The organism is Aquabacterium sp., from assembly GCF_021768455.1.
In the GTDB taxonomy this organism is placed as follows: Bacteria; Pseudomonadota; Gammaproteobacteria; order Burkholderiales; family Burkholderiaceae_C; genus Aquabacterium.
In genome coordinates, this window is the sequence record NZ_JAIZVX010000024.1 from 1 (window position 1) to 11906 (window position 11906).

General features: G+C 64.0%; 9 protein-coding genes and 1 other RNA gene. 7 read left to right on the forward strand and 3 right to left on the reverse strand.

The features are described 5' to 3' along the window. The 6 genes from QZ994_RS05185 to QZ994_RS05210 all read left to right on the forward strand — a co-directional run. A partial coding sequence (locus QZ994_RS05185; RefSeq protein WP_290869187.1) for an AIR synthase-related protein occupies positions 1-1039 on the forward strand: 1039 nt, incomplete at its 5' end. A gap of 98 nt (positions 1040-1137) precedes the next feature. Next, an RNA gene (gene ffs / locus QZ994_RS05190) (signal recognition particle sRNA small type) lies at positions 1138-1235 on the forward strand. Between the two features lie 112 nt (positions 1236-1347). Continuing rightward, positions 1348-2472 carry a 3-dehydroquinate synthase gene (gene aroB / locus QZ994_RS05195; protein ID WP_290869190.1) on the forward strand — a complete coding sequence of 375 codons (1125 nt, stop codon included), beginning with the start codon at positions 1348-1350 and terminating at the stop codon, positions 2470-2472. 36 nt (positions 2473-2508) lie between these two features. Next, entirely contained in the window at positions 2509-3636 is a 1128-nt protein-coding gene (locus QZ994_RS05200) for a deoxyguanosinetriphosphate triphosphohydrolase (RefSeq protein WP_290869193.1), read from the forward strand. After that, a complete protein-coding gene (locus QZ994_RS05205) occupies positions 3633-4670 on the forward strand; it encodes a glycosyltransferase (RefSeq protein WP_290869196.1) in 1038 nt (345 codons plus the stop codon). The genes QZ994_RS05200 and QZ994_RS05205 overlap by 4 nt, the downstream gene beginning before the upstream one ends. Before the next feature lie 163 nt (positions 4671-4833). Continuing rightward, on the forward strand, positions 4834-6312 hold the full coding sequence (locus QZ994_RS05210) for a CDP-glycerol glycerophosphotransferase family protein (RefSeq protein WP_290869199.1): 1479 nt from the start codon (positions 4834-4836) through the stop codon (positions 6310-6312). Between the two features lie 97 nt (positions 6313-6409). Here QZ994_RS05210 and QZ994_RS05215 read toward each other — a convergent pair whose 3' ends face one another. Genes QZ994_RS05215 through QZ994_RS05225 form a run of 3 tightly spaced genes read right to left on the reverse strand, consistent with a single transcriptional unit; the run spans position 6410 to position 10387 of the window. Next, on the reverse strand, positions 6410-7846 hold the full coding sequence (locus QZ994_RS05215; RefSeq protein WP_290869201.1) for a bifunctional cytidylyltransferase/SDR family oxidoreductase: 1437 nt from the start codon (positions 7844-7846) through the stop codon (positions 6410-6412). Positions 7847-7887: 41 nt separating this feature from the next. Further along, positions 7888-8439: a hypothetical protein gene (locus QZ994_RS05220; RefSeq protein ID WP_290869204.1), complete on the reverse strand. Its 552-nt coding sequence runs from the start codon at positions 8437-8439 to the stop codon at positions 7888-7890. Positions 8440-8455: 16 nt separating this feature from the next. Continuing rightward, positions 8456-10387 carry a glycosyltransferase family 41 protein gene (locus QZ994_RS05225; RefSeq protein WP_290869207.1) on the reverse strand — a complete coding sequence of 644 codons (1932 nt, stop codon included), beginning with the start codon at positions 10385-10387 and terminating at the stop codon, positions 8456-8458. A gap of 396 nt (positions 10388-10783) precedes the next feature. Between QZ994_RS05225 and QZ994_RS05230 the strand changes: the two genes are divergently transcribed. Continuing rightward, positions 10784-11725: a flagellin gene (locus QZ994_RS05230; protein ID WP_290869210.1), complete on the forward strand. Its 942-nt coding sequence runs from the start codon at positions 10784-10786 to the stop codon at positions 11723-11725. The last annotated feature ends 181 nt before the right edge of the window (positions 11726-11906 follow it).

Sequence of the window (11906 nt, forward strand, 5' to 3'; positions counted from 1 at the left end):
GGCCGCCCAGCGTGCCGCGGCCGAAACGGGTGCCCACCTGGCCAGCCACGGCTTCACGGAAGTGCTGGCCTCGCGCGGTGAGTCGGCCTATGTGGTCGACGTGGGCCCGATGTACCTGGCTTCCATCGTGGAATGCCTGGGCACCAAGACGCTGGTGGCCGACGAAATGGCCACCCTGACGGGCAAGAGCTACTACGACAGCATCGCCCAGGACACCATCGCCATGGCGGTGAACGACCTGATCACCGTGGGTGCCACGCCCCTGGTGGTGCAGGCCTACTGGGCCGCCGGTGGCTCCGACTGGTTTGGCGACAAGGTGCGCGCCAACGCCCTGGTGGCCGGCTGGAAGAAGGCCTGCCAGGTGAGCAATGTGGCCTGGGGTGGCGGCGAAACGCCCGCACTGGCCGGCATCGTGGCCGATGGCCGCGTCGACCTGGCCTCGTCCTGCACCGGCATCATCAGCCCGAAGGAACGCCTCTCGGTAGGCGACAAGCTGGGCGCCGGTGACGCCATCGTCTTCCTGGCCGCCAGCGGCATCCATGCCAACGGCCTCTCGCTGGCCCGCAAACTGGCTGAGCGCCTGCCCCAGGGTTACCTGACCGACATCGGCAATGGCCAGACCTACGGCGAGGCCCTGCTGGCCCCGACCACGCTGTACTCGCCCGTGACCGAAGCCCTGGCCAAGGAAGGCATCTTCCCGCACTACTGCGCCAACGTGACCGGCCATGGCTGGCGCAAGCTGCTGCGCCACCCCAAGGCCCTGACCTACCGCATCACCGCCGTGCCGCCCAAGACGGCCGTGCTGGCCTTCATGCAGAAGGAATGCGGCCTGGACGACCACGAAGCCTATGGCACCCTGAACATGGGCGCCGGTTTCGCGCTCTACGTGGCCGCCGACCAGGCCGAGCGCGTGGTGGAAGTGGCCAAGTCCCAGGGCATCGAGGCCATGGTGGCCGGCCGCGTGGAAGACGGCCCCAAGCAGGTGGTGATCGAGCCCCTGAACGTGGTCTACGGCGCCGACGAACTGCAACTGCGCTGAGGCTTGCGCCCGCCCACCCGAGGCTGTGCCAGGGTGAGCGTGGCAAAAAGGCCCCGGTCCCGGCGGGCGAAGCCGGGGCATCGCATACAATCGGCAATGACGGGCCTCCTCGCATGGGTGCGCGGCCAACCGGGTCAGGTCGGGAACGAAGCAGCCCTAACCGAATGCATCCAGTGCCGAGATCAGGCTCGTCACCCTCTTTCTAGATTGATGCCCCACGCGTCGCGGCTGGGACCGAACTTCCGCGAAGTTCGGGGCGCTTTCAGGCCCTGCCTGATGTTCACTGCGCTTTCTGCGACACCGCGTCCATGGCATCGACCTCACTCCCGCCTCTCTCCTCCCCCAGCGCTGGCACCAGCACGGTCCAGATCGACCTGGGCGACCGTCGTTACGACATCCTGATCGGCGAAGGGCTGCTGCAGCAGGCGGACACCTTCCAGGGCCTGCCGAAATCCAGCAAGGCGCTGATCGTCACCAACACCACGGTGGGCCCGCTCTACACGGCGCAACTGCGCGCGGCGATCGCACCCTTCCACAAGGACGTGCTGGACGTGGAACTGCCCGATGGCGAGCAGTTCAAGGACTGGGCCACGCTCAACCTGATCTTCACCCGCCTGCTGGAAGAAGCAGCCGACCGCAAGACCGTGCTGTACGCACTGGGTGGCGGCGTCGTGGGTGACATGACCGGCTTTGCCGCAGCCTGCTACATGCGCGGCGTGCCCTTTGTGCAGGTGCCCACCACGCTGCTGGCGCAGGTGGACTCGAGCGTCGGGGGCAAGACCGCCATCAACCACCCGGCCGGCAAAAACATGATCGGGGCCTTCTACCAGCCCCAGCGCGTCATCTGCGACCTGGTCACCCTGGACACCCTGCCCCAGCGCGAGCTGCTGGCCGGTCTGGCCGAGGTGATCAAGTACGGCCCGATCGCCGACCTGGCCTTCCTGGACTGGCTGGAAGCGAACATGGACCGCCTGCTGGCTCGCGACCGCACGGCCCTGAAACTGGCCATCCAGCGCTCGTGTGAGATCAAGGCCTGGGTGGTGGGCCAGGACGAAAAGGAAGCCGGCCTGCGCGCCATCCTGAACTACGGCCACACCTTTGGCCACGCCATCGAGGCCGGACTGGGTTACGGCGAATGGCTGCACGGCGAGGCCGTGGGCACCGGCATGGTGATGGCGGCGGACCTCTCTGCGCGCCTGGGTCTGATCGACGCGGGCACCGCGCAGCGCATCACCGCCCTGATCGCACGCACCGGGCTGCCTACCAAGGGGCCCAAGCTGGGTGCCGAACGCTACCTGGAACTGATGCAGGTGGACAAGAAGGCCGAAGGCGGGGAGATCCGCTTCGTGGTGATCGGCCCCCTGGGGCGGGCCACCATGCAGGGGGCACCGGAGCAGATGGTGCGCGATGTGATCGCGGCGCACACGGCCTGATCCCTCGCCCTTCACCGCCGCAGCAGAAAGCACCCCATGTGGTTCGCCCCTTACGCCAGTCATCCTGAGCAGTCCAAGGGGCGCCGACACCCCGAAGCGGCCGCCCCCACGCGCAGCGACTTCCAGCGCGACCGCGACCGCATCGTGCACAGCACGGCCTTCCGGCGTCTGGTCTACAAGACCCAGGTGTTCCTGAATCACGAGGGCGACCTCTTCCGCACGCGGCTCACGCACTCGCTGGAGGTGGCGCAGCTGGGGCGCTCGGTGGCCCGCTCGCTGGGTCTCAACGAAGACCTGGTCGAAGCGATTGCCCTGGCGCACGACCTGGGCCACACCCCCTTTGGCCACGCCGGGCAGGACACGCTCAACGAGTGCATGCAGGGGCATGGCGGCTTCGAGCACAACCTCCAGTCGCTGCGGGTGGTGGACAAGCTGGAAGAGCGCTACCTGGCCTACGACGGCCTGAACCTGAGCTTCGAGACGCGCGAAGGCATCCTCAAGCACTGCTCTCGCAGCCACGCCGAGCAACTGGAAGCGCAGGAGCCCGGCGGCGTGGGCCAGCGGTTCCTGAAAGGCACCCAGCCCAGCCTGGAGGCCCAGCTGTGCAACCTGGCCGACGAGATCGCCTACAACGCCCACGACATCGACGATGGCGTGCGCTCAGGCCTGATCACCATGGACCAGCTGGAGGCCGTGCCGCTGTTCGTGCGCTTTCGAAACGAGACGCTGGCCGAGTTTCCGCAGGCCCGCGGACGCCGTCTGCTGTTCGACACCATCCGGCGCATGCTCTCGCAGCAGGTCTATGACGTGATCGACGCCACCAAGGCGAACATCGCGCGGCACCTGCCGGTCACCGCCGACGAGGCCCGGCTCTGCCCACCGCTGGTGCGCTTCAGTCAACCCATGCGCGAGGCCAGCACCCAGCTCAAGCGCTTCCTCTTCAAAGAGCTCTACCGCCATCCCCAGGTGAACGACACCACGGCCCGCGCCAAACAGGTCATCAGCGAACTGTTTGCCGCCTACGTGGCCCAGCCCGAGGCCATGCCCACCGACTTCTCGCAACGCGAAGACCGACACCGGGCGATCGCCGACTACATCGCGGGCATGACGGACCGGTTCGCCGTGAGGGAGCATGAGCGCTTGACGGGGCGGAGCTTGTTTTGACCGCCACGACCACACCGGCCACACTCGCCCTGGTGATGATCGTGCGCGACGAGGCGCGCTGCCTGGGTCGCTGCCTGGACAGCGTGCGCCCGCATGTTGACCAGATGGTCGTGCTCGACACCGGCTCGACCGACGACACGGTCTCGATCGCCCGGATGGCCGGCGCACAGGTCGGCCATTTCACATGGGTGAACGATTTCTCCGCCGCACGCAATGCCGCACTGGCCTTGAGCCAATGCGACTGGAACCTCGTGCTGGACGCCGACGAAACCCTGGTGGACGGGGCGGCAGCCTTGCAAAACCTGCGTCGACAAGGCCCCGATTTCATCGGTCGCATCGAGGTGTGCAGCACCTTCCAGCAGTCCCAAGGTGCCGAAGCCCTCCAAGCAGCCTCGTCCTGGCTTTCTCGTGTGCTGCCCCGAGGCATTGGCTTCGCCGGCGTCGTGCACGAACAGGTTGACAGTGACTTGCCGCGCCATGACCTGGCCATCCGCGTGCAACACGATGGCTACCTGCCTGAGCAGATGGTGCGCAAACAGGGCCGCAACCAGATGCTGCTGGAGGCCGCTGTGGCCGAGGCACCTGGTGACGCTTACCTGCATTACCAACTGGGCAAGGACCACGAAGTGCATGACCGCTTCGACGCCGCAAGCCAGGCCTATGCACAGGCTGCCGCGCTGCTGCCCACCGACACGCCCCGTGAACCGGGGTGGCGGCACGACCTGCTGCTGCGCCAGCTCTTCGCGCTCAAGGCCCAAGGACAGACCGCCGAAGCGATTGACCTGGCGGAGCAGGTCATGCCTCATTGGGGAGACTCCCCAGACTTTTACTTTGTGCTCGGCGATGTGCTGCTTGAACACGTGCTGCGGCACACCGACACCGCCGCGGAACTCGTCCCCATGGTCGAGCAGGCCTGGCTGCGCTGCACGGAGATCGGTGAGAACCCACGTCTGGAAGGCGCGGTCGCGGGACGCGGCAGCCACCTGGCGCAGCACAACCTCGATACCCTGAGGCAGTTGCTGAGCGGCGGCTGAGGCTTTTGCGCAGGTCTTTGCACGCCGGACATGCCCATGCCTGCGGGCGAGACAAGGGATTGGGCGGAGATCGCCCGCCATTTGCGAAGACGCCGCGCTGGCCCGATGCCTACACTCGACATGGTCACATCCACCCGTCAGGGACTGCCCTGCCGCCCACACCATGTCAGCCGACACCAGCCCGATCACCGAACTAGCCCACAGCGATCCGCCGCAAAACTCGGTTGAGCCCCACGATCTGCTGACACGGCTTGCGCAACTGGAACAGTTCAATGGCGAGGTCGCACAGGCCATCGACTCCCTGGTCACCACCGTGCTGGACGTTCAGCAAAAGGCCGAGGCGCTGAAGCCACCGCCCCCCGTGCCGCAGCGTTCATCGCAAGAGGTCGACGCCCTGCGTGCCAAGGTGAAAGAACTCGAAAACCGCCTGGCTCAGGAAGCCATGGTGCGCCACGTCACCGAGGTGTCGAAGGCGCATCCCAAGCGACGCACAGCGGTCTTCCTCGGGCGCAAGTTTTTCTGCGACAACATCAAGTACACCTGGCTGGCCATGACCGAGCGAGCAAAGGCGCTGGACGTGGACTGCTGGTTTCTGCCGCTAGACGAGTCGACCTGCGACACCGTCGAGCGACTTGGCGGTGGTCGCTGCCTGCCTTTCCGCGCAAGCGAGTGGACAGCCGAACACATCAACGTGGTCTTCAGCGCCGCCGTGCTGGTGACGGACGATCACTTCATCACCGTCGGGCCGAACATCGCAGCCTTTCTTGCTGGCGCACGGCACATCCAGTTGTGGCACGGGATCGGGATCAAGGACGTGGGCTACGCCAACATCCCGCCACTGAGTGCCTTCTCGCCTCATACCGCCAAGGTTCTGAGCACGTGTGGGCCGTTCTCCACTTTTGTGAGCACTTCGGCCTGCCTGGAGCCGGAATGGCGTCGTTCGTTTTCTTTCGAGCGCTATGCCACGTTGGGTTATGCCCGCAACGATGTGCTCTATCGAGAGCCCGGCATCAGGGACCTGGAGAACGTGGACACGGACACCCTGGCCTTGATGCGCAAGGCTCGGCACGCCGGTGGTCGCGTCTTCCTGTACGCCCCCACCTTCCGCGACGCGCGCCTTGGCAGCTGGATCACCGACATCGGGCTGGATGCCATCGCGCAAAAGATGAGCCGGCGTGGCGACACCCTGATCGTCAACCTGCACCCTTGCGAGCAGGATCGCATCCCTCAGTTGCAGCCCTCGATGCCGCATGTGCGCTTCGTTCGGCCCAACACTGACATCTACCCCCTGCTGCGCGAGAGCGACGCACTGATCACCGACTACTCATCGGTGCTGTTCGATTACCTGCACCTGGACCGACCTGTGATCCAGTTCCAGCCAGACTACGAACAATATGTGACGCGATCGCGCAAGCTGCACGACGACAAGGACACCACCCTGGTCGGCCCTGTGCTCAAGACACCGGAAGCCCTTCTGGCACTGCTCGCCTCCCCCAAGCTGGAAACCCCTTCGCACACAGCCAAGCGCCAGGAATTGTTGGCCCGTCTGTACGAAGTGCGCGATGGCAGTTCGGCAGAAAAGCTGTGCCAGCTGATCGTCGAGGAAATCGAGCGGGCGGTCCAACGCGTCCCACGTCAATGAGGGCACGGGGGCGCTCAGAAAGCGCCCGGACCGCACAACAAAAAGCCCGACAACGTCGGGCTTTTTGCTAGGCGACACCCCAAACAGGGCCAAGGCTTCAGGCGTAGGCCATGCCGGAACCCGCTGTTTCTGCAGCCGGGACAGACTGCCCATCCAGGCGCACATCAAAAACCTGCCCGGTACTGGGACTGAGCAAGACCAGAAGCGACTGGATGGCCACCGCACGGGCATCGAGCAGCGTTTGCGGTGGCTCGATGCCGAAGGCCTTGCGGCGCATGGGGGTGTTGGTGCGCTCGGGGTTGATGCAATTGACGCGCACCCCCTCCGGGTGCCACTCCTCGGCCAGGGCCTGAGTGAGGTTGACCACGGCGGCCTTCGACGAACTGTAGAGGCTGTAGTGAGCACGCCCATAGGTGTAGGAACTGGAGGTGAAGTTCAACAGTTGCCCACGTGTCTTGCGCAGATGCTCGAAGCCTGCAATGGCCACATTGACCGCACCGACGTAGTTGACCTGGATGGCCTCCAGCACTTCGTCGTATGCCATGTTGAGCAAGGGTTGCTTGGACAGGATCGCCGCGCAATTGACGATGAAGTCGATGCGCCCATGCTCTGCGGCGGCCGTCGCCATGGCCTGTCGCAACGAGGCCATCTCGCCAACGTTGACGCCATTGCGGCGACTGACCACCACCACCTTGGCCTGATAGGCCTGAGCCAGGCGGGCCATCTCCTCGCCAATGCCACTCGTGCCCCCCACCACCATCACCACCTTGTGCTTGAGTTCGGCAAGCAGCTTGGTATCGGCCTGGGCCAGCGTCTTGCGCGAGCGCAACTGCAGGAGCTTGTCGAGCACATGCAGGTCTTCGGCGTAGGTCAGCTTCATGTTGTTGTGCGCGCCTTCGACCAGGTAGACCTTTTCATCGGGCAGGTACTTCAACACCACGCCGCAATCGTCGGTGGTTCGAAAGTAGGGGTCATGGCGCGCACGCTCGTAGGCCTCCCGAATGGTCTCCAGTGCAAAACCCTGGGGGGTCTGACCATTGCGCAAACGGCTGCGGTCGGGGATGGACTCGATCGTGTTGGTCATCGGGTCAGCCGACACGATGGTGTCTGTGGTGGGCACCACGACGTCGACGGCGTTGTAGTGATCCAGCGCCTTGACCACGTCGCGGATGATGCGCGCATCGACCAAAGGGCGCACCGCGTCATGGAAGATCAGGCGCACGCGCCGGTCGTGCGTGCGATCGCTGTAAGCGGCAATCGCACTCAGGGAAGATTCGTGGCGCGCCTTGCCGCCCTTCAGCACACCCTTGACCTTGCTCAGGCGCTGGCCGGCAACCATGTCTTCGATGCGGCTGAGGCATTGCGCATTGGTGACGACCAGGATTTCGTGGATGTCGGGACTGTCCTGAAAGACGCGCAGCGTGTGCTCCACCAGCGGGCGCCCGGCCAGCTTCATCATCTGCTTGGGTTGCTCGAAGCCGCTGCGCTCACCATGGCCTGCGGCCAGGATGACGCCCACATTGAGGATGTCCATGGGAGGGTTCCAAAGTGCGACGGGCCAAGCCCGACCGCGGTTCAAAGGGGCAGCACTCGACGGAACAACAGGAAGCAGCCATCCTCGCCTGGCAGGGCGCAGGACACACTCCCCTTGAACACGAAGTCCTCACGCTCTGCGGACACCCAGGTGCGCAGGCCGGACATGTCATCCGCCGCAAACACCAGCACCAGGTCGGTCGAAGACTGGAATGCGGTGTGCAGGATCAGGTCGTGTTCGTTGCCATCCAGGCCTTCTAGCAAGGACTCGTGCAAGACACTCATCTGCGCCATCCCGGCCTGACACTCGAACAGCGCGATCTGGGCGTGCCCCTCGTGCTGGCAGATGTCCCCCAGCCATGTGGGCAAGGGATCTCCGCCATAGGTCACATGCAGGGACAAGGGCACATCCACCAGACGACTGAGCAAGGGTGACGGCGGACCAAAATCGGCGAGTCTTCGGACCTGTCCGTGGGTCACGAACAGGTTCAAGACATCGGCCTTCAGGCAGGCCAGTGCCAGCATCCTCTGATGCGGGTCGACGGCTGACGGGTTGCGTTCGATTTCGATCGGGGCATCGATGAGGGTGTGCATGGCCGCTCCTTATGGATCAATGGGCAAGGGATTGCGCCAGCAGGTGTGCAGGCGGCTCGCCCGCGCGGTGACGCTCGATCATTCGGGACAACAGTGATTCAAAATCGCGCGCAAAACGTGCGCTGTCGAACAGGGGCGAGGTTTCGCGCGCTTCTTCCAGCCTGGCCTTGAGTGCCGCGACACGGTCGGGGTCTGCCGCCAGCGCCAGCACCGTGTCGCGGTACGCGGCGATGGACGCGCAAACCAGTTCGGGCAGACCACAGGCCTGCACCAGGCTGGATGCCACACGGGACGCAAAGGTCTGCCCCTGATAGGTCACGACGGGCAGGCCGGACCACAGCGCATCGCTGGCGGTGGTGTGGCCATTGCAGGGCCAGGTGTCGATGAAGACGTCTGCCAGACGGATGCGGCTGATGTGGTGCTCAAGCGACCACCTGGGCGCCCAGCAGATGCGAGACAGGTCCACACCCCGGGCCAACAACTCGTGTTCGAGGTGAGGTCGAGCCTGACCATGCCAGTCCAGCAACCACAGCACCGAATTCGGGATGTCACGAAGGAAGCCACACCAGACGTCCAGGACCTCAGGGGAAATCTTGTAGGCCTGGTTGAAGCCACACAGGACAAAAGCGTCCTCCGGCAACCCCACCTGCGTTCGCGTCAAAGGAAAGGGCCGAGCACGCTGACGATCGTTGGGCTGATAACAAATGGGCATCTGCGCGATCTGCTCACTGAAGTGGGCTGCATGCGCCAAAGGGGTGACCGTGGGGTCACCAATGATGTAGTCGATGAAGTCTCCGCCCAAGGTGCCGGGAAAGCCCAGGAAACTGGCCTGGACGGGCGCGGGACGGCGTGCGAACACACCCAGTCTGTTCAAGGACGTGTAGCCCTTGAGGTCAATCAGCAGGTCCAAGCCATCGGAAGCGATGCGCTCGGCCATCTGCAGGTCTGTCTGACCGCGCAGATCGATGAAGTGCTCCGATGCATTCTGGACACGCTTGCGCATGGCGGACTGGTCGTCCTTGCCATGCGAGTACACGAAGACCTCGAAGCGGCTGCGATCGTGGTGCTCGAACAGCTCCCCCATGAGCACGCAGGTGGCATGCTGATAGAAATCGCTGGACAGGTAACCGATGCGCATGCGCGCACCGACAGGTGTCGCCAGCCGCGACACGGGCGTCACATCCGAAATGGTCCGCGACATCAGGCCTGCGGCCTTCTTCTGATGCAAGGGGTCGTCCATCAAGGTGACGTGCGCGAACGGTGCGCTCATGACGGCAGCCCCTTCCGGCAAGGACGCCACAATGCGGCGCAGGTGTGCCATCTCTTCTTCGGCTTGAGGCCAGCGGCAGTTTTCTCGTTCGGCGTAGGCCAACATGCCGTGCACATGCAGATCATTGGGCCCGAGGCCAAGCTGCAAGCCGGTCCTGAAGCATTCGCTGGCCTCCTCCTTGAACTGCAGTTCATAGAAGGAAATGCCCATGCGGTAGTGGGACATGGCATCGTCGATCTTGATCGCCAGCGCGTTCATGAACGATCCGATGGCCTCACGGTGTTCCGCCAGGTTCTGCTGGGCCATGCCCATGATCACCCAGAAGTCCACGGTGGTGCGAAGGTGATCGGGCAGGCTGAGGAGGCAGGCGCACGCCTCATGTTCCCTTTGCAAGCGATGCAGGGCCCGGGCCTTCAACAAGATGGGCAGCTCTTCGTCAGGGCGCAGCGCAACCGCCCTGCTTGCATACGCCAGTGCCTCGTCGTAGCGCTTCAGTTGCTGACAGGCCTTGGCCGCATTGAGCAGATAGACATCGTCATCGGGTGCCGAACGCAGCGCATTTTCAAAGGCCGTGATCGCGTCGTGCCACTTCCCCTGCTTGGACAAGGCCACACCATTGCGCCACTGCTGGTGAGCCTGCTTGGACTGCCTTTGCTGGTGCTTGCTGATGTGTGTCATCGAGGTTCCCGATATCTCGCTCTGCCCTGCACGACAAGCCAGAACTCAAGGTGTTGAGCTGGCATCAGTCTAGAAATCAAAAGGCCCTCAAGATCGCCGCATGAGCGCCGAAGAAAGACCTCTTCTCTCGCCAACGTCAAGTACGTGAACACGAAGAGAACTTCGATAGCGTTAAAAAAAACACTCAAGACGGCGCAGACCGGGTCCGATATACAAACCAACGGGGTTGACAAGCCCCGGGGTCCGGTTAGCTGGCTGACAGCTTCAGGTGGAGAACACCACAGAGGCATGAGCTGACTAGCGTCGGGCAGGTGAAGTCGTCAACGGCCTTGGGCCCAGACGGTACTTGTTCGCCGGCGCTGTCGCCGGGTAGTTTTATTGCCAAAGGATCGCACCATGTCCACCTCCGTCAACACCAACGCCGTCTCGTTGAACGCACAGCGCAACCTGTCGGCCTCTCAATCCAGCCTCTCGACCTCGATGCAACGCCTGTCGTCGGGTCTGCGCGTGAACTCCGCCAAGGACGACGCAGCCGGCCTCGCCATCGCAGAGCGCATGAGCTCACAGGTCCGCGGCATGAACGTCGCCGTTCGCAACGCCAACGACGGCATCTCCCTGGCGCAGACCGCTGAAGGCGCGCTGGGCAAGATCGGTGACAACCTGCAGCGCATGCGTGAACTGGCCGTCCAGTCCCGCAACGCCACCAACTCCTCGGGCGACCGCTCCAACCTGCAGAAGGAATTCAAGGAACTGCAGGCCGAAATCACCCGCACGGTGGACGGCACCAAGTTCAACGGCAAGGCCCTGTTTGCCGACGGCGCCGAAACCAGCCTGTCCTTCCAGGTGGGCGCAGGCACCGACACCACCGACACCATCACCATCGCCGGTGCCGTGCTGGGTGGTGGCACCTCGACCAGCGCCGCCTCCGCCATTGCCGCGACCTCTGCCACGGCCGAAGTCGACCTGATGGCCACCGTCACCGGCGCCTGGGACGGCACCAACGGCATCTCGATCGGCGGCGCGGCTTCGGGCTCGGCCACCAACTTTGCCGATGCCACGCAGGCTGGCGATGCGATCGATGCGATCGACAAGGCCCTGAACATCGTCAACGAGAAGCGCGCCAGCTTCGGTGCATCGCAGAACCGATTCGAAGCCGTGATTTCGAACCTGCAGACCAACATCGAGAACCAGGCTTCCGCACGAGGTCGCATCGTCGATGCCGACTTCGCGACGGAAACGGCGAACCTCTCCAGGTCTCAGATCCTGCAGCAGGCCGGCACGGCGATGGTGGCCCAGGCCAACCAGCTGCCCCAACAGGTGCTCTCGCTGCTGCGTTGATCTGCACCCCCTCCTTCCAGTCCGCCCCCAGGGGCGGATTTTTCATTTTTGAGGGTGTCGGCGTTGAAATAGAGGGCAAAACTACCGCACATCCCAGGCTTGGGCACTTCTGAAAAGACTGAACATTGCATCCACAGGTCGAAGCACCACACAACGTCTTTGGCCAGCTTGAAGCAGGCCG

Bases quoted from the DNA above. Each gene is read 5' to 3' on its own strand.
- QZ994_RS05215 (WP_290869201.1), bottom strand. From the start codon at position 7,846: ATGGACATCCTCAATGTGGGCGTCATCCTGGCCGCAGGCCATGGTGAG.
- QZ994_RS05220 (WP_290869204.1), bottom strand. From the start codon at position 8,439: ATGCACACCCTCATCGATGCCCCGATCGAAATCGAACGCAACCCGTCA.
- QZ994_RS05230 (WP_290869210.1), top strand. From the start codon at position 10,784: ATGTCCACCTCCGTCAACACCAACGCCGTCTCGTTGAACGCACAGCGC.
- QZ994_RS05200 (WP_290869193.1), top strand. From the start codon at position 2,509: ATGTGGTTCGCCCCTTACGCCAGTCATCCTGAGCAGTCCAAGGGGCGC.
- QZ994_RS05225 (WP_290869207.1), bottom strand. From the start codon at position 10,387: ATGACACACATCAGCAAGCACCAGCAAAGGCAGTCCAAGCAGGCTCAC.
- aroB (WP_290869190.1), top strand. From the start codon at position 1,348: ATGGCATCGACCTCACTCCCGCCTCTCTCCTCCCCCAGCGCTGGCACC.
- QZ994_RS05210 (WP_290869199.1), top strand. From the start codon at position 4,834: ATGTCAGCCGACACCAGCCCGATCACCGAACTAGCCCACAGCGATCCG.